We start from the raw sequence: 19,251 nt of genomic DNA, 5'->3' as shown, positions 1-19,251 counted from the left end.
GTTGATAGGCCAGATGTGGAAGCCCGGTGACGGGTGGAGCTGACTGGTACTAATAGGCCGAGGGCTTGTCCTCAGTTGCTCGCGTCCACTGTGTTTGTTCTGAAATAACGAACTGCCGTGTTGTTGTCCGGTTGGTTCAGAATTTCATAGTGTTTCGGTGGTCATTGCGTTAGGGAAACGCCCGGTTACATTCCGAACCCGGAAGCTAAGCCTTTCAGCGCCGATGGTACTGCAGGGGGGACCCTGTGGGAGAGTAGGACGCCGCCGAACTTCTTTTACGGGAAAGCCCCGTGTCTCTTGTGGACACGGGGCTTTTCTGCGTTTACCCACCACTTCCCCCGGGAGTATTTCCCTCGAGGGCCCGCAGGTCATTGGGGCGTGACCAGGTGGGTGTCGTAGGCGAGGATGACCGCCTGGACGCGGTCCCGGGAGCCGGTTTTGGCGAGGATGCGGCCGACGTGGGTCTTCACCGTCGATTCGGCGAGGTGGAGCCGCTCGGCTATTTCCGTGTTGGACCAGCCCTGTCCGATGACGGTGAGGATTTCCCGTTCCCGCTCGGTGAGCGGGGCCAGGCGCGCGTCCACTGGTGCGGGGCCACCCGGAGAGACCGGGAGGTGCTGTACGTATGCGTCGAGCAGGCGGCGGGTGAGGCTGGGGGCGACCACCGCGTCGCCGCAGGCCACGGCCCGGATGCCGGAGAGCAGTTCCTCCGGCAGGGCGTCCTTGACCAGGAAGCCGCTGGCGCCGGCGCGCAGGCCGTCGTACGCGTACCGGTCGAGGTCGAAGGTCGTGACGATCAGGACGCGGGTGCGGGGAGCCGTTCTGACGATGCGGCGGGTGGCCTCGATGCCGTCGAGGAGGGGCATGCGGATGTCCATCAGTACGACGTCCGGCTGGTGCTGCTGGGTGAGTTCCAGGGCTTCGAGGCCGTTGGCGGCCTCGCCCGCCACGGTCATGTCGTCCTGGCTCTCCAGGAGCATGCGGAAGCCGAAGCGCTGCATGGGCTGGTCGTCCGCGATGAGCACGGTCGTCACGAGGGGGTGTCCTCCAAGGGGAGCCGGAGCCGTACCCGCCAGCCGGGGACGGCGGCGGAGGCCGGTAGCGGACCCGCTTCGAGCGTGCCGTCGTAGAGAAAGGCGCGCTCGCGCATTCCGGCGATGCCCTGGCCGCCGCCCCGTGCGCCGGTCCGCGGACGGGCGGCGGTGCCGGTGTCGGTGATGACGGCCTCCAGTTCGCCGGGCCGGTAGGTCAGGATGACCTCCGCGGACGGCGGCGGCTGAGTTCCGGCGTGCTTCAACGTGTTGGTCAGAGCCTCCTGGACCACCCGGTAGGCCGTCAACTGCCTTCCGGCGGTGGGGGCGAGAGCGGGAGGCGTGCCGTGGACGCGCAGGCTCACGGGGAGGCCGGCCGCCCGTACGCCGGTCAGGAGCGTGTCCAGGTCGTCCAGGGTCGGCTGCGGGGCGAGGTCTGCCTCGGCGGGGTGGTCGTGCAGGACACCGAGGAGCCTGCGGAGCTCGGTGAGGGCCTGGCGGCTCGTCGTGCCGATGGCCTCCAGGGCCTGGGCGGCGCGTTCCGGGCTGCGGGCGGCAGCGTAGGCGCCGCCGTCGGCGAGGCCGGTGATGACGGACAGGTTGTGGCCGATGATGTCGTGCATCTCGCGGGCTATCCGGGTCCGTTCGGCGGCGGCCGCGAGACGGGCCTGTTGGTCGCGTTCCCGTTCCAGCCGGCGGGCCCGGTCGACGAGGGCCTCGGTGTACCCCTTGCGCGTACGGACCAGGATCCCGAGCATCGCCGCGAGCGCGAACGCCCAGAGCTGGGGGACGGCCGTGCGGTCCCAGCCGTCCGGCTGGAGTGCCGCGGCGGCCAGGAGCGGTGCGGCCACCAGGGCCCCGGCCCCGGCCAGGGCCCGCCCCGGCAGCCGCAGCGCGATGTTGAAGACGGCGATCTGCTGGAGGTAGGCGGCCTGGACGACGGCGCCGCACCAGACGTTCACCAGCGCGACCGGTGCCATGGACACCAGCACGGTCATCGGGTGCGTACGCCGCCACAGCAGGGGAACGGAGAAGGCCGCGCTCACCAGCAGGACCAGTGAGGCGGGCGCCTCCGGATCCACGGCCACCGTCCGCCAGCCGCCCGTGGTGACGTCGACCAGGGCGGCGAGTGTCCAGAAGGCGGTGAGGAGCACGTTCCAGACCATCGGGCGGCGGCGGTCGAGCGCGCGGACGCGCCGGAGGAGACGGTCGAGGGCGTGGGTGACCGGGGTGGTGGCCCGGTCGGTGCCGGGTGTGCGGTCCGTCTCGTCGTCCGTCGTCATGTGCCCGTCCTCGCGGTCCCCCGCCCCCTCCCGGATCACGCGTCGCGTCGGCGCAGCAGCAGGGCGGCGCAGCCCAGGATCGCACCGGTCCACAGGCACAGGGCGAGCAGGGCGCCCGCGGTGGAGGCGTCGCCCGCCGACGGGGTGGCGGAGCCGAGGGCGGCGGCGGCCCGGGTGGGCCCGTACGCGAGGGCGCTCTTCAGGCCCTCGTACGGGAGTGCGGCGAGGATCTGGGGGAGGACCAGCATGCCGCCGATGTAGGCGCCGATGGCTCCGGGGACCGAGCGGAGGAGGGCTCCGAGGCCGAGGCCGATCAGGCTCAGCAGGGTGATGCCGACGGCGGTACCGGTGATCGCTCCGAAGACGCCCGGGTCGGTGAGGGAGGCCGCCTGGTCGGTGTCCTGGAGCCAGATCTGGGCGAGGACGAAGGTGAGCAGGCAGGTGGTGAGCATGGTGGTGAAGACCGTGGCGGCGAGGACCGCCGCCTTCGCCCAGAGCACCGGCAGCCTGCGGGGGACGGCGGTGAGCGAGGCGCGGATCATGCCGGTCGCGTACTCGCCGGCCGTCATGAGGACGGCGAGGACCGCGACGCAGGGGGCGGCGAGCAGTGAGCCGTAGAGGACCAGGACCACGGTGTCGATGTCGGAGTCGCCGCCGTCGCTGGTGTATGTCGTGCCCATGAGGAGGCCGACGCCGAGGATCAGGGCCGACGCGGAGGCCAGGGTGGTCCAGGAGGAGCGCAGGGAGCGGAGTTTGTGCCACTCGGAGCGGAGGATCCGGGCCGGGGTGATCCGGTACGGGCCCGGCGCTGTGGTGGGGAGGGTGTCGGTGGTCATGCGGGGGCTCCGGTGGGTTCTGGGGCGGTGGTGATCCGGTATTCGACGGATTCCTGGGTCAGGTCCATGAAGGCCTGTTCCAGGGAGGCGGTCTGCGGGGTGAGTTCGTGGAGGGGGATGCCGTGGGCGGCGGCGGTGCGGCCGATGTGGGCGGCGTCCGTGCCCCGGACGGTGAGGTGGTCGGGGGCGGTGGTGGTGACGGTGACGGTGGTGTCGGGGGTGAGGAGTCGGCGCAGGGCGTCGGCCCGTGGGGTGACGACCTTGACCTGGGCGCCGCCGGCCGAGGCGACGAAGTCGGTGACCGTGGTGTCGGCAAGGAGGCGGCCCCGGCCGACGATGATCAGGTGGTCGGCGGTGAGTGCCGTCTCGCTCATCAGGTGGGAGGAGATCAGGACCGTACGGCCCTCCTGGGCCAGGGACCTGAGGAGGTTGCGGATCCAGCGGACGCCCTCGGGGTCGAGGCCGTTGACGGGTTCGTCCAGGACGAGGGTCGACGGGTCCCCGAGGAGGGCGGCGGCGATTCCGAGCCGTTGGCCCATGCCGAGCGAGAAGCCCTTGACGCGTCTGTGGGCGACGGCGGTCAGCCCGGCCAGGTCGAGTACGTGCTCGACGCGCCGGCGCGGGATGCCGTGGGTGTGGGCCAGCGCCATGAGGTGGTGGAAGGCGGTGCGTCCGGGGTGGACGGAGCGGGCCTCCAGGAGCGCGCCGACCTCGGTGAGGGGCGCGTGGTGGGTGGCGTACGCGCGGCCGCCGATCGTGGACCGGCCCCGGGTGGGGGCGTCCAGGCCGAGCAGCATGCGCATCGTGGTGGATTTCCCGGCGCCGTTCGGGCCGAGGAAGGCGGTGACGGTACCGGGGCGGACCGTGAAGTCGAGGTCCTGGACGACCGTCCTGTCGCCGTATTTCTTGGTGAGTCCGTATGCCCTGATCATGCGTTCGACGCTACGGAGCGGGGCGCCGGGCGGCGTCGGACCGGGGAGGGGACCTGGCGGCGCGCGTGGTACCGGGGTACGACACGGGGCCGTCGGCGGGTCGGGAATGTCGTTTGCGCAGGTCCCGGGCGGGCGACAGGATCGGCGGATGGAACATGTGGTGAGAACCGTGCGCGCCGAGGAGTGGCCGCAGGTCAAGGAGTTGCGGCTGGCCGCTCTGCGCGATCCGGTCGCGGCGGTGGCGTTTCTGGAGACGTACGAGCAGGGTGTGACCCGCTCCGACGCGTTCTGGCAGGAGCGGGCGTTCAACGCTTCGGAGGCCGGGAGCAGTGACGTGCGGCAGTTCGTCGCCGTGGCGCCGGACGGGCGGTGGGACGGGAGCGTCACCGTGCTGGTCGAGCGGCCGGACGTGGAGCAGCCGTTCGGGGAGCGGGTCGACGTCCACCAGGCGCATGTGGTCGGGGTGTTCGTACGGTCCGAGGCGCGGGGTGCGGGGCTGGCCGAGGAGCTGTTCCGGGCCGCGACGGAGTGGGCCTGGTCGTTGGCGGAGCCGAGGATCGAGCGGGTACGGCTGTACGTGCACGAGGACAATCCGCGGGCGGCGGCCTTCTACCGGCGGATCGGTTTCGTCCCGACCGGGAGTACGGTGCCGGTGCCGGGCGATCCGTCCGCGCGGGAGATCGAGCATGCGGTGGGGAGGCCCTGAGCTTCTCGACCTGAGCTTCTCGACCTGAGCTTCTCGGCCTGAGGTTCTCGTCCCCTGAGGTTCGTGTGTGGCTCAGGGGGCCGGGGTGAGCTCCTGGGGCCAGCGGGCGCGGCCCTGTTCCCTGGAGCGGAGCAGGGCCAGGGGCGGCAGGCCGATGGCCGGGCCGGTGGCCAGCAGTTCGGGGAGCCGGGGGACGGGGGCCACCGCGGCGATGTCGTCCAGGACCAGGGTCAGGGGCGGGTCGAGCCGGCCCTCGGGGGACCGCGCCGCCAGGCCGCGGCCGTGCTCGATGACCTGGGCGGCGAGCGCCGTGAGCAGGGGCATCGCTCCGGGGCCCGAGCGGGGGTCCTCGATCGGCTCGCCCACCACGTAGAGGGTGCCGCCCTCGGCCACGAAGGATTCCAGTACGAGCGAATCGGCGCGGTTCGGGGTGCATGCCTCGCGGATGTGGACGGTCGACAGGGCGGCGAACGCCCGGGCCGTCAGTTCCTGGGCCATCTCGCGGCGTTCGGGGTGCGCGGTCAGGGCCGATTCCAGGAGGCCGGCGAGGCCGGAGGCGGCCTTGGGGTGGGTGCGGAGCAGACGGACCGGTTCGTGGGCGCTGCTGCCCTGGGCCCAGCGGTGGACCTGGCGGAAGGGGCGGCCGTCGACGGCGGCGGCGTGCAGCCAGCATCGCAGGAGCGTCTCGGCGGTGTCGGCGGTGGCCGCGTCGATCCTGGCCTGGGGGCGGACCGGGGCCAGCAGGGCGGTGGCGCGGGCGGCGGCCGTCTCGGGGCTCTCGCAGCCCGTGGTGGGCGACCAGTGGAGGCGGGCCGGGGTGTCGCAGAGGTGGCCCGGGTCGTAGAGGAGGACCGGGCCGAGCTTGGCGCGGGCGTCCTTCGTCTCGTCCCAGACGGTGGGGTCGGAGGTGACGACGAGCGCGGGGCCGGGGGCCTCGTGGACGGCCCGTACGACGGTGGGGCGGCGGGTCGGGGGCGGTCCGTAGACGACGAGGGGTGTGGGGGACGGGGCGGGGGGCTGCTCCACGGGGGTGGCGGGGTCGGGGAGGGGCGGCTGTTCCTGCGGGGGGCGGCGTTGCCGGGGTGGTGCGGGGGTGTGGGGGTCGAGGCTGTTGAGAACGGTGTCGCTGCTGGGGCTGTGGGGGCTGGGCCGGGTCTCGTGACCGGGGCGGTTCAGCTCCTCGCGGGCGTCCTTCTCCTCGTGCCCGTACGCGTTCCGCTCGGTTCGTTGGCGGGTGCGTACGGCGCGCCAGCGGGCCACCGTACCGAGCACGAACACCGTCAGTACCAGCAGCACCAGCAGTTCACCGATGAACAGGCCCCAGAACAGCCCGTACCCGGAGAGCTCGCCCGCCGGGGTGTCCGGCCAGGCGGCCGGCAGGTCGTGCGGTGCGGAGACGAGGCTGCGCATCGCGCGGGGCGTTTCGGTGAGCGTGACGCCCTCCGGCCAGGCGCCGTGCGCGAACAGACCGGCCAGGCCGGTGGTCGTCCAGGCCAGCAGGGCCAGCCCGAGCAGGAAGACGAGCAGGCCGATCAGGAGGCCGTCGGGGATGCCGCCGCTGCCGCCGGGGCGCTCGTGGCCGGTGTTTCCGGGGCCGGTGCGGCCATGGTCGTGGCGTCCGGGGCCGCCGGTACGTTCGTGAGGGCGCCCTGCCATGTCATGCCACCGTTGACTCGGACGACTCGTTCAGCCGTTGCTGCCGTTCGATCCGGGCGGCCCGCTGTTCCGCCTCCAGGTCCGCGGCGCGTACGTCCTCCGGGAGGGAGTCGGGGAGCGGATCGGCGACGGAGGACTCGGTCATCGCGCGGTCGGTGAAGACCAGGGGGCGTTCCGCCTCGGTGATCAGGTGCTTGACGACCTGCACGTTGCCGTTGACGTCCCAGACGGCGATGCCGGGGGTGAGGGTCGGGATGATCTCGACCGCCCAGCGGGGCAGGCCGAGCACCCGGCCCGTCGCTCTGGCCTCGTCGGCCTTCTGGGCGTAGATCGTACGGGTCGACGCCATCTTGAGGATCGCGGCGGCCTCGCGGGCCGCCGCCCCGTCGACGACGTCGCTGAGGTGGTGGACGACGGCGACGAAGGACAGGCCGAGCCTGCGCCCGAACTTCAGCAGGCGCTGGAAGAGCTGGGCGACGAAGGGTGAGTTGATGATGTGCCAGGCCTCTTCGACGAGGAAGATGCGCTTCTTCCGGTCGGGCCTGATCCAGGTGTGCTCCAGCCAGACGCCGACGATCGCCATGAGGATCGGCATGGCGATCGAGTTGCGGTCGATGTGCGAGAGGTCGAAGACGATCAGTGGGGCTTCGAGGTCGATGCCCGCGCTCGTCGGTCCGTCGAACATGCCGCGCAGGTCGCCGTCGACCAGCCGGTCCAGGACGAGCGCGACGTCCAGGCCCCAGGCCCGTACGTCGTCTATGTCGACGTTCATCGTCTCGGCGGACTCGGGTTCGGGGTGGCGGAGCTGTTCGACGATGTCGGTGAGGACCGGCTGGCGGTCGGTGATCGTCTCGTTGACGTAGGAGTGGGCGACCTTCAGGGCGAAGCCGGACCGTTCGTCCAGGCCGTGGCCCAGGGCGACCTCGATGATCGTCCGGAGCAGGGCGAGCTGGCCGGTGGTGGTGATCGAGGGGTCGAGCGGGTTGAGCCGGATTCCGCCGTTGAGGGCGGAGGTCGGGTCGAGGCGGATGGGGGTGAGGCCGAGCTGCTGGGCGATGAGGTTCCACTCGCCGACGCCGTCCTCGCCCTGGGCGTCCAGGACGACGACCTGGCGGTCGCGGAAGCGGAGCTGGCGGAGCACGTACGTCTTCTCCAGCGCGGACTTGCCGTTGCCGGACTCGCCGAGCACCAGCCAGTGCGGGGCGGGGAGCTGCTGCCCGTACAGCTGGAAGGGGTCGTAGATGTAGCCCTTGCCCGAGTAGACCTCGCGACCGATGATCACGCCCGAGTCGCCGAGTCCGGGGGCGGCGGTGGGCAGGTAGACGGCCTGGGCCTGCCCCGTGGACGTGCGGACGGGCAGCCTGGTCGTCTCCACCTTTCCGAAGAGGAAGGCGGTGAAGGCGTCCGACAGCGCGGACAGCGGATCCCGCATGGCGTGACCGACCTCCCTTTCGTTCGGGTCGTTCGGGTCGTTCGAGTTGTTCGGACGGTCCGGGTCGTCGTTCGGGGTGTTCGGGACGGTCCGGGGTGTTCGGGACGGGTGTCAGCGGCGGATGCCGGTGGCGAACGGGAGGGTGTTCACGAAGGCGCGGTGGTGCTCGCGGTCGCACCACTCCAGCTTGAGGTAGGACTTTCCGGCCGAGGCCCGGATGGTCCGCTTGTCGCGGGCGAGGGCCTCGGGGGAGCGGGAGGAGACGGTGATGTACCCCACCAGGTTGACGCCGGCCGCGCCGCTCGCGAGGTCCTCGCCCCGCTGGTCGAGCCGGCCGTGCGCGGCGATGTCGCGGGGGTCGACGGTGCGGTTCATCTTGGCCTGGCGGCTGGCCTCGGCCTCGTCGTTGGTCTTCTCGGTGAGCATCCGCTCGATGGCGACCTCGGTCGGTTCGAGGTCCATGCAGACCGCGACCGTTCGGATCACGTCGGGGGTGTGGACGAGCAGCGGGGCCAGGAAGTTGACGCCGACGGGGGTCATCGGCCACTCCTTCACCCAGGCCGTGGAGTGGCACCAGGGGGCGCGGGTGACCGACTCGCGGGTCTTGGCCTGGAGGAACGTGGGCTCGACCGCGTCCAGCTCGGCGGGCCAGGCGTTGCGCTTGGTCATGGCCTGGATGTGGTCGATGGGGTGGTCGGGGTCGTACATCGAGTGCACCAGGGAGGCGAGGCGGCTCTGGCCGAGCGGCTGGCGGACCCGGATGTCGGCCTCGGCGAGGCGGGCGCAGATGTCGGTGAGCTCGCGGGCCATGACGACGGCGAGGCCGGCGTCCCGGTCGAGCTTGCGGCCGGCCTGGGGGCGGGCGGCGCGGGCCATGGCGTTGGCCTCGGCGGCCAGCTCGCGGGTGTAGTGCATGCAGGCCACGAGGTAGGCGCGGTGCTGCTCGCTGGAGGTGGAGACCATCGACTGGAGCTGGTCGTAGGAGTCCTTGAGCCAGCGGGGGGAGGCGGTGTCGCCGCGCTGGGCGACGTCCTTGGCGTGCGCGTCGGGGTCGGCGGGCAGGGTGCGGGCCAGCATCTGGATGCGGGTCACGAAGCCGTCGCCGTTGGCCACGTGCTTGAGCAGGGTGCCGAAGCGGTCGACGAGGGCTTCCTGGTCCTCGCTGTCGCGGAGGCCGACGCCGGGGCCCTCGATCTCGATCGCGGCGGTGACGGTGCGGCGGTCGGCGTGCAGCAGTACGGCGATCTCGTCGGGGCCGAAGGGGGCGGCGAGCCAGCTGATCCGGCCGATGCCGGGGGGCGGGCCGATCTCGACCTCGCGCCCGTCGCTGCCGACGCCCGCCTCCATGGCCGCGGAACGGTACGTCGTACCGCGGCGCAGGGTGCGCTTGTAGCTGCGGTTGATCTCGAACCACCGGTAGAAGGTGCGGTGCTTGTACGGGAGGTACACGATCGCCAGGGCGAGCATCGGGAAGCCGGTGAGGAGCACGATCCGCAGCGACAGGACCGGGACGAGCAGGCCGCACATCATGCCGAGGAACGCCCCGGCGATGATCAGGGCGATCTCGCCGGTCTCGCGGTTCTTGCCGACGATCGCGTTCGGCCGGGCCCGGCCGATGAGATACGTGCGGCGGGGTGCGATCGTGTGGGACGGAGTCGTCAACGCCCTCCACCTCCCGTGCTGTTGTTACCTGAACTGCCTGATCCGCCGCGGTGCGGGCGGCTGCCGTGCGGGGTGCCGGAGGTGGGCGAGGAGCCGCTGCGGGGCGACGGGGCCACGGAGCCGCCCGTACCTGTTCCGGAGCCGCGGGAGCTGTGGGCGGCCATGCCGCCGCTGGCGGGGTTGGCGGGCCGGGCGCCGCCTCCGGTGCTGTCGGCGCCGCCCTGGCCGCCTCGGCTGCTGTGCGTCTTGATGCCCTGGGAGACGAGCGCGGCGGGGGAGCTGACCAGGGCGGCGGCCTGGGCGCCGTCGGTGGCCTGCTTGCGGTTGGTGCGGGCGCCCTGGATCTCGTCGCCGAAGCCGGGGACGAAGCGGTAGATCATCGCGGAGGCGAAGATCGCCAGCAGGATGATGGCGAGGCCGGAGACGACGGCGGAGACGGCGTTGGGCCCGTCGTCCTGCGAGAGCGCGCCGGCCAGCCCGAGGACGACGACGATGACCGGCTTCACCATGATCACCGCGATCATGATGCCCGCCCAGCGCCGGACGTGGCCCCACATGTTCTTGTCGACGAGCCCGGCGTAGACGACGGTGCCGAGCAGGGCGCCGACGTAGAGCAGGGCGGCCCGGATGACGAGCTCCAGCCAGAGGACGCCCGCGGCCAGGATCGACACGAGGGAGACGACGATCAGCATGATCGGGCCGCCGCCGATGTCGGAGCCCTTCTTGAGGGCTTCGGAGAACGAGCCGAAGAAGACGTCGGTCTGCCCGCCGGAGGACCCGGCGATGACGTCGGTGACGCCGTCGGTCGCAGAGACGACCGTGTAGAGGATCAGCGGCGTGAACGCGGACGCCAGGACCGTCAGCCACAGGTACCCGACGGCTTCGGAGATCGCGGTGGTCAGCGGCACGCCGCGGATCGCGCGCTTGGCCACGGCGAGGAGCCAGAGGACGAGCGTGAGGACGGTGGAGGCGGCGAAGACGATCGCGTACTGCTGGAGGAACTTGGTGTTCGTGAAGTCGACGTTGGCGGTGCTCTTCACGGCCTCGCTGAGCTTGTCGACGATCCACGCGGCGGCGTCGGCGCACCCACGGGCGAGGGAGGCGAGGGGGTCCTGCGAGTCGTTCAGGGTGCTGGAGGAACGGCCGGTGCCGGCGTCGCCGGATTCGCAGTAGTCCTTGGCGAGTCCGACGATGAGGTCACAGGTATTGTCGCTGCTGCTGGGCGAGGGCGAAGGCGAGGGGGTGGGCGCAGCGACTGCTGGTGCAGCCAGCAGAGTTACCGCGGCTGGAAGGCTCCCCAGTACGGCAAAGACGTAACGCACACTTGGGCGGCGGCTATCGGGCATAGGTGAAGCCTCCGTAACCCTGAACCGCACTGGCGATTTCGTCAGCTGTCGATGCTCTGTTGTCACCGTTCACGGGTGTGGGGCCCTCTTTTTGACTGGACGACTCGATGCGCCAGTCACCTCCGACCCATTTGAGCTTCTCGGAGATGGTGAACCACGTCGCTGTGACAGGTTTGGTGGATCCCTGCCCGGCCATTCCGACGAGACCTGTGCACCAGACTTCGATGGTGGCCGTGTCACCGCCCTGGTCGATCACCTTTGTGCCGACCGGGATGGTCCGGGACACAAAAGTCAGACCATTGGGAGAGGAACCGTCCGCGTCGAGCCCGACATTCTTGAGGAATTCCGGCGAGTAGGCATTCGTCAGGGCTGCGGAAAGCTTCTCGACGACCGCCGGGTCGTGAGTAGCTTCGATGATGCTGTGGCGGCTGTCCTTCTTGAACATTTCCACCGAACCCAGCGCCACCGCATAATTCGCCGCCGCGCTCTGCGCCCCCTGCTCGTCGTGGGCGAAGCCGGAGGCGATGGTGCCGTTCTTTCCGGTTACCGGCTTCGTTCCGGTGGCGGCCGTGGACGAGGTGTTCGGGCTGCCGCCCGCGCGGCCTCGGCCGCCGTTGTCGTCGTCTCCGCCGCCCCCGCCCATGTTGGCGAACGCGATGGCCGCGATCAGGAGGACGATCACGCCGACCATCATGATCATGGAGCGCGGCTTGCGGGCCGGGCGGCGAGGGGGACCGTAGCCGTCGCCGCCCTCGCCGTCGGGGAGGCGGGTGCGGGTCTGCCGTGTGCCGCCGATGGTGCTGTACGCATCGTCCGTACGACCTGAGTCGCTGCGGTAGCCGTTGTCGTTGCCGAGGCTCATGCCGCGTACGCCCCCTCAACCGTTTCCTGGACCGGGTAGTACGACGGTAGCCGTGCGGGCTTCCGCGCGGGTGCGGTGTGGTGACTCGACATCAGGGACGCAACCTCTGCCGGTGGGCACGACGGACGGACGACGGATGGTGGTGGACGGGCCGGACGGCCCCGGACGTGGGATGACAGCGGGTCAGACGGCCATTCCGTAGACGATGGTGAACACCGTGCCGAGCGATCCGATGATGAATACACCGGTCAGCCCGGCCACGATCAGGCCCTTGCCCTGCTCCGCGCTGAAGGTGTCGCGCAGGGCCGTCGCGCCGATGCGCTGCTTGGCCGCACCCCAGATCGCGATGCCCAGGCAGAGCAGGATCGCGACGGCCATCACGACCTCGATCATTACGCGGGCCTCGTTGCCCAGGGTCCCGAACGGTCCCCAGTTCGGGGCGATTCCGCCGATGATGGTGGTGATGTCGCCCTTTTCCGCTGCCAGGATCATGTAAGTCACCGCCCCTGTTGGGTAGTTCATTGCCCCTGCCCCACGGCACGGGTCGCTCTCTATCTTCGCTGATGAAACCGGTCTCGGGCGACGGCTCGACGGCTCTCTTTGCTCCGGCCTCGCACATGTGGCCGGTCGGGCTGTCTCGGGCCCGTGGGGCGGAACGGCGTATGACTGAATTTGTATGGTTACTCTATGTATCACGGGGTGTGACCCCGGGCAATGATTGGCATCTCGCCACTCTGGCCGAGAATGCGTTGATCCCCTGGTCAGCGCGGCTGTGACAGGTGATGCCGTACGGAGTGGGGGGACGTCAGAGCAGTGGGTGGCGGGGAACGGGTGGCCGGGGCGGGGTGGTCCAGGTGCGCGGCGGCCGGAAATCGCACCAGGTGCCGTCGAAGGGAAACGTTCCGGCCTCGGCGAGTCGGGCGACCGAGGCGCCCTCGTCCCGGATCGCTGACGCCTCGTCGGCCGACCAGTAGACGGGGTGACCGGTCTTCTCGGCGAAGGACTCCTCGTCCTTCCATCTCCAGGTCCGGTCCGGTGCCACGTTGATGTCGAGCTCGTGGTCGGACACGTCGATGTCGTCGCCGCGATGGGTGCGGCGCTCCAGATTGACGTACCAGCCGCGGAATTTTCGTCCACGTCCGAAGAGCCAGAGCACCGAATGTGCTGCGCCGGTCGGCTGGTAGAAGAGTGCGTTGCCCATCGGCCAGCGGTCGGCGACGACCGGGTATCCGCCGGTCGGCCGGTCGTCCGGGGCTATGTCCCGGAGATGGGCCCCGCGCGGGAGCTTCGTCCGCCACATCGGCGTGCCGGTCTCCATCCACACCAGCTGGCCCGCCCCGGTCCGCTGGACCAGGCGTACGGGCACCGAGGAACTCAGGTGTCCGCCGATGAAGAAGTTCCAGCGGAGGATCCTGCCCGGCTCGTCGCTCATGCCGTCGTTCATGCCGTTGATCGTGCCCGTGACGGAGCCGCCGGACACGTTGTCCGATCACCTGACGGGGCGACAGGGGGAGAGCGTGTGCGGCTCAGTCGGAGGCGATGCCCCGGGCCGCGAGGAGCTTCTCGTCGAACGCGACACCTATCCCGCAGTCCTGCGCGCCACTGACCAGCCGCAGGTTCGGCAGCAGGTCGAGATCGTCGAGCGAGGCCACGTCGAACAGCTCGTCCTCGCCGTCCCAGACCGGGGAGCAGTGGTAGTACACCCGGTTGCCGCCGTCGACGAGGAGGACATCCACCGTGGCGAGCAGCTCCTCGCCGATCTCCAGGGCCTCGAAGTAGGCGCGGGACTCGTCGAGCACCGTGAACTCCAGGCCGTTCTCGTGGACGTACACGTCCGTGTGCCTGATTCCCCTCGCGCGCAGGAGTTCGTCGATGCTGAAGGCCGGGGTCAGCGTCCGGTCCTCGTACATGAGCTTCTCTATGACCAGCAGCTTGAAATTGAAGTCGCGGAATCCGGGCATGCCCGGACCCTGCAGAGCCCCTCTGACAGGGGAGCCCCGGGCAGAGCCCCGGTGGCCCGGTGGGCCGGCCGCCGGAGGCCGCGCCCCGCCCGGTGCGGGTGCGGGAGGTCGCGTCGAACACCCCGTAGGGCCCGGATCGCGTCTCGGATCCGGGCCCTACGGGGTGTTTCGGGGTACGGCGGGGTTACTTGCCCGCGGACTCCATGGACTTCACGGCGTCGGCGACCGAGGCCTCGTACAGGCCCAGCTTCGGGTCCAGGACCTTGACGTCCGGGCCGAGCTCGAAGTTCTGGGTGTCGGCGTTGGGCATGTGGTCGCCGTCGGCGAGCACGTTCATCTCGTTGATCCAGGTCAGGCCGTTGCCGCCCTTGGGGTTCAGGTCGATCACCGCGATGGCGGCCGTCTTCGGCTTGACCGGGTACGCCGGGGCGCCGCCCAGGCCGCCGGGAACCGCCGGGATGATGTCGCCGCTGTGGTCCGAGGCCTTCGAGGCGCCCAGGCTGACCTGCGGGAAGTAGCTCAGGCCGCAGGAGTTGGCGCCCGTGTTGTTGACCTCGATCACGTGCTGGGTCTTCGAGCCCTCGCGGGGGTACACGCGGATCGACAGGTCGCCGGCCTTGCACGGGTGCTTGTAGGCGTAGCTGTCGCTGGTGTTGCCGCTGCCCCCGGCGGCGGAGCTGCCGCTGTCCTTGGAGCCGCCGCCGGTCGACGAGCCGGTCTTCGCGCCGGCGTTCTGCGCGTTGCCGCCGGACTTCGAGGTGTCCGTGCCCTTGGCGTCGCCGCCGGCCTGCGTGGCCTCGGTGGAGGAGGCGGAGGAGGAGGTGTTGCCGGCGGCGCCGGCGGCGTCCGTGCCGTCCTCCTCGTTGCAGGCGGTGAGCGCCAGGGCGAGTACGGCGGTGACGACGCCGAGGGCGGCGGTGTGCTTGCGGGTGCGGATCGAGCGCATGGATTTCTCCCAGGATGAGCGTGAGACAAGGCCCGAATCCTGCGGTGAACCGCTTGCTCCGACCTCTTGACATCAAAAGCATCCTGTGGATCGCTCACGTTCTGCTGACGCCCCACTGACGTCCGGCTGACGCCGTCTGGATCCCTTCGTCCGGTGCCGTGCGAGGCGCTGCGGGGAGTCGCCCGCCCCAGTCGGACGCGACTCCTGCGCTGCGCGGCCGAGGAGCGCCGAATGGGTCGAAGGGCACTGAAGGGGGCGAAGGGGTTGGCGGGGCCTGAGTCCCAACTGGCCCTGAAATGGGGGGTGGTGATACCGGGCCGAGCAGGCATTGAGTCCGGCATTGGGTCCCAGGGCCCATGCCGGGCCCCGGGGTGTTGTGGTCGCATACGGATACCGGGGGGAACTGTCGCTGCGCCCACTCACAAAGTTGGGGAGACTCGCCGTGTCTGGCATACAGGAACTAGCGGTACCGGGCGGTGCTGCCTTGCGCGCCCCCGATGACCGTCCCGGCAGACAGTCACTGTCACGCCCCCTGCAAGCAGTTCTGGTCCTCGTCCGGCTGCTCTTCGCCGTCACGGTCGTGGGTGTGTTCAACGTGCTGCTCACCGCCTCGTCCGTCGAGGCGGTCGACGGGCATCTGCTGGGCATGCTGCTGTACGCCTCGTTGCCCGGCATCGTCGGGGTCGTGCTGTCGTTCCGGGTGCGGACCGGGGGCGTCTGGGTGTGGCGCGGGCTGGTGGCCGTGCACGCCTGGCTCCTGCTCGGGGCGCTGGCCACGTTGGGGTCGGAGGACGGCCGGGGTGTGACCCGGATGGTCCTTCCGGTCCTCGTTCTCGTACTGCTGTGCCGGGCGCGGTCGCGCGCGTGGTTCAGGCTCGCTCCCGAGCAGCGGGTGCGGCACGAAGGGTTCAGCCTCGGCCGGCTGCTGGTCCAGCGGCGCCGGGACCACGGGCAGACCGCGATGGAGTACCTGGGCACGATCCTGGTGGTCGTGGCTCTCGTCGGCGCGCTGGTGGCGACGGGGATCGGCGGTCAGGTGTCCGGCCGGATCCAGGACGCCGTCTGCCGGCTGACCGGGAGCTCCTGCCCGCCGCCCGCCGCCGTCGCCGAGGGCGGCCACGGGGGGAAGGGCGGCAGCGGCGACGGATCCGGGTCGGACAGCGCGACCGTGACCGGCGGTTCGGGTGCGTCGGGTTCGTCGCAGACCGGAGGGTCCGGCTCCGGGGGTGCTGATGGTTCCGGAGGCGCTGGTGGTTCCGGAGGTGCCGATGGTGGCAGCAGCGGCAGTGGTGCAGGTGGTGCAGGTGGTGCCGGTGGTGCTGGTGGTTCCGATGGCAGTGGTGGTTCGGGTGCGGACGGCGGTTCTTCTGTAGGAGTCAACGCGGGTAGACAACCCGTGGTCTCGGACTACGAGCCCCGTCCGAACGGCGGCTTCCTCTCCGGCGTCGTCGGCAAGGACGGCCTGCTGGGCGACGTCCAGGGCGCCGTCGACACCATCGCGCACCCCGTCACCACCGGCCGCGACGTCGTCGACCAGTACGCGCAGGTCGCGAAGAAGGCCGGCGACCAGTGGAACAAGGGCAAGTTCGTCAACGCCGCCTGGCAGGTGGCCCAGCCCGGCGGGAGCAACCCGCTGACCGGTCTGCCCGGCTCGGGCAGCCGCGTCGAGTCCGCGGTACGGGACAGCGAGCGGCAGTACCTCGACGGGCTCATCCCCCGCAACGGCAGCGCCGCCGGACGCGCGTACTGGTGGAAGGGGCTGACGCAGCAGCAGCGCGACCGCTACCTGGAGCTCCTCCCGGACCAGATCGGCGGGCTGGACGGCATCCCCGTGGCGGACCGGGACGCCGCCAACCGCCGTAACCTGCCCAACCTGATCCAGAAGCTGGAGGGGCAGACCGACAAGAAGTCCCGCGAGCAGCTGGCCGGGCTGAAGGAGATCGACCGGCAGCTCAAGGAGGGCAGCCAGCCCCCGATGTACCTCATCGGCATCAGCGACGAGGGCAACGGGCGGGCGATCGTCTCGTACGGCAACCCCGACACCTCGAAGAACGTGTCGGCCTACGTGCCGGGGCTGAACACCGCCCTCGACGAGGAGTTCGCGAAGAGCGGCCTGCGGCGGGCCAAGGACACCGCGATCGGCGCCCAGGGGTACGACCCGTCCAGCGCCGCGATCGTCTGGCTCGGCTACGACGCCCCGCAGACGCCGGACGGGCTGCAGAGCCTGGCGGTGGCGGGCACCAAGCGCGCGGAGGTGGGCGGCGCGGCGTACAACGACTTCATGAGCGGGATCGTCGCGACCAACCAGAACAAGGATCCGCACATCACGGCCATCGGGCACTCCTACGGCTCGCGCACCGTCGGTGCCGCCGCCCGGCGGATCGGCGGGATTCCCGGGGTGGACGACATCATCCTGGTCGGCAGCCCCGGGGTGGGCGTGGACCGGGCCGTGGACCTCGGGGTCGGTGCCGAGCACGTTTTCGTCGGTGCGGCGCAGAACGACCCGGTCACCAAGCTGCCGTCCAAGACCCAGGTGGTCGTGGGCGGGATCGGGATGGTGCTGGGCGGGCCGGCCGGCGCGCTCATCGCCGGTGACCTGGCCGACCCGGGCGACGACAACCTCTGGTTCGGGAAGGACCCGGCGAGCAAGGCGTTCGGGGCCAGGCGGTTCCCGGTGGACCCGGGCAAGCCGATGAGCTTCGATTCGCACTCCAACTACTTCACCCCGTCGCGGGACGCCGTCTCCGCCGACAGCATCGCCCTTATCGTGTCCGGGCACGCCGACCGGCTCAAGATTGAGGAGTACCGATGAGCCGAAGGTTCCAGATCGTCGCCGTGGCTCTGGCCGTCGGGTTCGCGCTGTCCGCCTGTGGCAGCGAGAAGGCGCACCCGGAGGCCGGTGCGAACACCTCGACCAGCAGCACCGCAGGCTCCGAAAGCACCAAGGGGAACAAGATGGACATGCAGGAGGCTGCCGACCGGGCCGACGGCATGCTCGACGACGTACTGAAGAAGATCGACCCCGAGGTCCAGTGGGCGCACGGTCCGACGACCAAGGGCAGCTGTGACGTGACGCGCAGACGCACCGTCATGACCATCGTGTCCGCGGACCGCAGGCAGGCGTTCCTGGACCAGGTCGAGCAGGCCTGGCGGGCGAGCGACTTCCGTATCCGGGCGAAGAACAAGGACACCGAGTTCCCGGCGGTCTACGCGGTGACGAAGGACGGCTTCGGCATCAGCGTGAGCGTGCGCGCCAAGGGGCAGGTCTTCTTCGAGGCGGACACGCCCTGCGTGAAGGAGTCGAAGGTCGCCGAGTCCGCGTCGAAGCCGAACGGCCCGGCGTACAAGGACGTGTATCCGCTGCCGAGCCCCAACGTCCGCTCGGACCACTGGTCCACCGGGGCCTGACGGTCATGCGGGTATCGGGTGCGCCGGTCGATCCGGCCGGTGCACCCGGTGCGCCCTTCGTGCGGTCCCGTGCGCCGGAGCTGCGTACGGATCGCCCCCGCATGACGCGGATTACTCGTACACACCGTCGAAACCGCCCATGAACACGTCCCGGATGGGGGATGGTTGAGGGGTGCGTAAATTCTGGGTGGTCGGTGGCATCGCTGCGGGCAGCGCCATGAGCTTCGTGGCGCTCCTCGTCGTCGGTACGTACTCGGCCGCCGCCGGGATGGGGACCGGTGGCGGGGCCGTCGCGCTGGCCAAGGGCGCGGTGCCGGCGCGGTATCAGGCGCTGGTGGAGAAGTGGGGCAACCTCTGTCCCGCGATCAACCCCGCCCTGCTGGCCGCCCAGCTCTACCAGGAGAGCGGGTGGAACCCGCGTGCGCAGAGCCCCGCCGCCGCGCAGGGCATCGCCCAGTTCATCCCCGGCACCTGGGCCACCCACGGCATCGACGGGGACGGTGACGGCGACCGCGACGTGTGGGACCCGGCCGATGCCATCCCGTCCGCCGCGTCGTACGACTGCGAGCTGGCCGGCTACGTGAAGAAGGTGCCGGGCGACCCGACGGACAACATGCTGGCCGCGTACAACGCCGGGGCCTACCGGGTCATCAGGGCGGGCGGGGTCCCGTCCATCTCGGAGACGCAGAACTACGTCACCATCATCCGCAGTCTGGAGAAGAGCTTCGCCCGGCCGGTCGGCCGGGTCCAGCCCTCGCAGCAGGCGGCCGGGGCGATCTACTTCGCGCAGAAGAAGCTCGGGACGCCGTATCTCTGGGGCGGCAACGGCACGCCGGAGCAGAACGGCCGGTTCGACTGCTCGGGGCTGACCCAGGCCGCGTACCGGACGGTGGACATCGAGCTGCCCCGGGTGGCGAACGACCAGTACAACGCCGGGCCGCATCCCTCCCGGGACGAGCTGCTCCCCGGGGACCTGGTGTTCTTCTCGAACGACCTGTCCAATTCGCGGGCCATCCACCACGTGGGGATCTACGTGGGGGGCGGGTACATGATCAACGCTCCGTACACGGGGGCCGTGATCCGCTTCGACAAGATCGACGCGCCGGACTACTTCGGTGCGACGCGGGTGACGAAGGACGGGGCCGCGGCTCTTCCGAAGGCCCTTCCCAAGAGCCGGTCGGCGGCATGAG

General features: G+C 70.6%; 17 protein-coding genes and 1 rRNA gene. 5 read left to right on the top strand and 13 right to left on the bottom strand.

Translation table 11 applies throughout. The features are described 5' to 3' along the window. Positions 1 to 153 precede the first annotated feature (153 nt). Positions 154 to 270: ribosomal RNA gene (gene rrf / locus ACIQGQ_RS14040) — 5S ribosomal RNA — on the top strand. Between the two features lie 98 nt (positions 271 to 368). Here rrf and ACIQGQ_RS14035 read toward each other — a convergent pair. From ACIQGQ_RS14035 to ACIQGQ_RS14020, 4 genes are read right to left on the bottom strand one after another with little or no spacing between them, the layout of a single operon-like run. Further along, complete coding sequence (locus ACIQGQ_RS14035) at positions 369 to 1,034, bottom strand: response regulator (RefSeq protein WP_402394780.1); 666 nt, start codon at positions 1,032 to 1,034, stop codon at positions 369 to 371. Beyond that, complete coding sequence (locus tag ACIQGQ_RS14030) at positions 1,031 to 2,314, bottom strand: sensor histidine kinase (protein WP_402394777.1); 1,284 nt, start codon at positions 2,312 to 2,314, stop codon at positions 1,031 to 1,033. The genes ACIQGQ_RS14035 and ACIQGQ_RS14030 overlap by 4 nt, the downstream gene beginning before the upstream one ends. 35 nt (positions 2,315 to 2,349) lie before the next feature. Then, positions 2,350 to 3,150 carry an ABC transporter permease subunit gene (locus ACIQGQ_RS14025; protein WP_402394775.1) on the bottom strand — a complete coding sequence of 267 codons (801 nt, stop codon included), beginning with the start codon at positions 3,148 to 3,150 and terminating at the stop codon, positions 2,350 to 2,352. Continuing rightward, positions 3,147 to 4,082, bottom strand: a complete 936-nt coding sequence (locus ACIQGQ_RS14020; protein WP_402394774.1) for an ABC transporter ATP-binding protein — start codon at positions 4,080 to 4,082, stop codon at positions 3,147 to 3,149. Before ACIQGQ_RS14020 ends, ACIQGQ_RS14025 begins: the two co-directional genes overlap by 4 nt. 148 nt (positions 4,083 to 4,230) lie before the next feature. Here ACIQGQ_RS14020 and ACIQGQ_RS14015 point away from each other — a divergent pair, with 148 nt between their 5' ends. Then, complete coding sequence (locus ACIQGQ_RS14015) at positions 4,231 to 4,788, top strand: GNAT family N-acetyltransferase (protein WP_402394771.1); 558 nt, start codon at positions 4,231 to 4,233, stop codon at positions 4,786 to 4,788. Positions 4,789 to 4,860: 72 nt separating this feature from the next. Here the strand turns inward: ACIQGQ_RS14015 and ACIQGQ_RS14010 are convergent, their stop codons facing one another. The 9 genes from ACIQGQ_RS14010 to ACIQGQ_RS13970 form a co-directional block, all read right to left on the bottom strand. Beyond that, the gene (locus ACIQGQ_RS14010) at positions 4,861 to 6,444 is read right to left on the bottom strand and encodes a type VI secretion protein (RefSeq protein ID WP_402394769.1); all 1,584 of its coding nucleotides are present in this window, start codon (positions 6,442 to 6,444) and stop codon (positions 4,861 to 4,863) included. Position 6,445: 1 nt separating this feature from the next. Continuing rightward, the gene (locus tag ACIQGQ_RS14005) at positions 6,446 to 7,876 is read right to left on the bottom strand and encodes an ATP-binding protein (protein WP_402394767.1); all 1,431 of its coding nucleotides are present in this window, start codon (positions 7,874 to 7,876) and stop codon (positions 6,446 to 6,448) included. A gap of 111 nt (positions 7,877 to 7,987) precedes the next feature. Beyond that, on the bottom strand, positions 7,988 to 9,538 hold the full coding sequence (locus ACIQGQ_RS14000) for an SCO6880 family protein (RefSeq protein ID WP_402394765.1): 1,551 nt from the start codon (positions 9,536 to 9,538) through the stop codon (positions 7,988 to 7,990). After that, positions 9,535 to 10,884, bottom strand: a complete 1,350-nt coding sequence (locus ACIQGQ_RS13995) for a hypothetical protein (protein ID WP_402394763.1) — start codon at positions 10,882 to 10,884, stop codon at positions 9,535 to 9,537. Before ACIQGQ_RS13995 ends, ACIQGQ_RS14000 begins: the two co-directional genes overlap by 4 nt. Further along, on the bottom strand, positions 10,874 to 11,746 hold the full coding sequence (locus ACIQGQ_RS13990) for a hypothetical protein (RefSeq protein WP_402394761.1): 873 nt from the start codon (positions 11,744 to 11,746) through the stop codon (positions 10,874 to 10,876). The genes ACIQGQ_RS13995 and ACIQGQ_RS13990 overlap by 11 nt, the downstream gene beginning before the upstream one ends. A gap of 183 nt (positions 11,747 to 11,929) precedes the next feature. Continuing rightward, positions 11,930 to 12,238 (bottom strand): hypothetical protein, encoded by a 309-nt coding sequence (locus tag ACIQGQ_RS13985; RefSeq protein ID WP_352278875.1) that lies wholly within the window; start codon positions 12,236 to 12,238, stop codon positions 11,930 to 11,932. 313 nt (positions 12,239 to 12,551) lie between these two features. Continuing rightward, a complete protein-coding gene (locus tag ACIQGQ_RS13980; protein WP_402394856.1) occupies positions 12,552 to 13,190 on the bottom strand; it encodes a DUF402 domain-containing protein in 639 nt (212 codons plus the stop codon). A gap of 82 nt (positions 13,191 to 13,272) precedes the next feature. Beyond that, positions 13,273 to 13,707, bottom strand: coding sequence for a DUF6892 domain-containing protein (locus ACIQGQ_RS13975; protein ID WP_402394758.1), 435 nt, complete (start codon positions 13,705 to 13,707; stop codon positions 13,273 to 13,275). A 184-nt stretch (positions 13,708 to 13,891) separates the two neighbouring features. Beyond that, the gene (locus ACIQGQ_RS13970) at positions 13,892 to 14,653 is read right to left on the bottom strand and encodes a DUF4232 domain-containing protein (RefSeq protein WP_402394755.1); all 762 of its coding nucleotides are present in this window, start codon (positions 14,651 to 14,653) and stop codon (positions 13,892 to 13,894) included. A 586-nt stretch (positions 14,654 to 15,239) separates the two neighbouring features. Here ACIQGQ_RS13970 and ACIQGQ_RS13965 point away from each other — a divergent pair. The 3 genes from ACIQGQ_RS13965 (at position 15,240) to ACIQGQ_RS13955 (ending at position 19,250) form a co-directional block, all read left to right on the top strand. Then, a complete protein-coding gene (locus ACIQGQ_RS13965) occupies positions 15,240 to 17,465 on the top strand; it encodes an alpha/beta hydrolase (RefSeq protein WP_402394753.1) in 2,226 nt (741 codons plus the stop codon). Continuing rightward, entirely contained in the window at positions 17,462 to 18,061 is a 600-nt protein-coding gene (locus ACIQGQ_RS13960) for a hypothetical protein (RefSeq protein WP_366298546.1), read from the top strand. The genes ACIQGQ_RS13965 and ACIQGQ_RS13960 overlap by 4 nt, the downstream gene beginning before the upstream one ends. Positions 18,062 to 18,248: 187 nt before the next feature. After that, the gene (locus ACIQGQ_RS13955; protein ID WP_402394853.1) at positions 18,249 to 19,250 is read left to right on the top strand and encodes an NlpC/P60 family protein; all 1,002 of its coding nucleotides are present in this window, start codon (positions 18,249 to 18,251) and stop codon (positions 19,248 to 19,250) included. Position 19,251: the final 1 nt, after the last annotated feature.

This window comes from Streptomyces sp. NPDC092952, from assembly GCF_044754785.1.
In the GTDB taxonomy this organism is placed as follows: Bacteria; Actinomycetota; Actinomycetes; order Streptomycetales; family Streptomycetaceae; genus Streptomyces.
The sequence above is the reverse complement of the archived record's forward strand: the minus strand, read 5'-3'. Positions and strand labels throughout refer to the sequence as shown.

Excerpts from the sequence above, each read along its gene's own strand:
- ACIQGQ_RS14030 (WP_402394777.1), bottom strand. The coding sequence starts at position 2,314 with ATGACGACGGACGACGAGACGGACCGCACACCCGGCACCGACCGGGCC.
- ACIQGQ_RS14025 (WP_402394775.1), bottom strand. The coding sequence starts at position 3,150 with ATGACCACCGACACCCTCCCCACCACAGCGCCGGGCCCGTACCGGATC.
- ACIQGQ_RS14020 (WP_402394774.1), bottom strand. The coding sequence starts at position 4,082 with ATGATCAGGGCATACGGACTCACCAAGAAATACGGCGACAGGACGGTC.
- ACIQGQ_RS14015 (WP_402394771.1), top strand. The coding sequence starts at position 4,231 with ATGGAACATGTGGTGAGAACCGTGCGCGCCGAGGAGTGGCCGCAGGTC.
- ACIQGQ_RS14010 (WP_402394769.1), bottom strand. The coding sequence starts at position 6,444 with ATGGCAGGGCGCCCTCACGAACGTACCGGCGGCCCCGGACGCCACGAC.
- ACIQGQ_RS14005 (WP_402394767.1), bottom strand. The coding sequence starts at position 7,876 with ATGCGGGATCCGCTGTCCGCGCTGTCGGACGCCTTCACCGCCTTCCTC.
- ACIQGQ_RS13995 (WP_402394763.1), bottom strand. The coding sequence starts at position 10,884 with ATGCCCGATAGCCGCCGCCCAAGTGTGCGTTACGTCTTTGCCGTACTG.
- ACIQGQ_RS13990 (WP_402394761.1), bottom strand. The coding sequence starts at position 11,746 with ATGAGCCTCGGCAACGACAACGGCTACCGCAGCGACTCAGGTCGTACG.
- ACIQGQ_RS13985 (WP_352278875.1), bottom strand. The coding sequence starts at position 12,238 with ATGATCCTGGCAGCGGAAAAGGGCGACATCACCACCATCATCGGCGGA.
- ACIQGQ_RS13980 (WP_402394856.1), bottom strand. The coding sequence starts at position 13,190 with ATGAACGACGGCATGAGCGACGAGCCGGGCAGGATCCTCCGCTGGAAC.
- ACIQGQ_RS13975 (WP_402394758.1), bottom strand. The coding sequence starts at position 13,707 with ATGCCCGGATTCCGCGACTTCAATTTCAAGCTGCTGGTCATAGAGAAG.
- ACIQGQ_RS13970 (WP_402394755.1), bottom strand. The coding sequence starts at position 14,653 with ATGCGCTCGATCCGCACCCGCAAGCACACCGCCGCCCTCGGCGTCGTC.
- ACIQGQ_RS13960 (WP_366298546.1), top strand. The coding sequence starts at position 17,462 with ATGAGCCGAAGGTTCCAGATCGTCGCCGTGGCTCTGGCCGTCGGGTTC.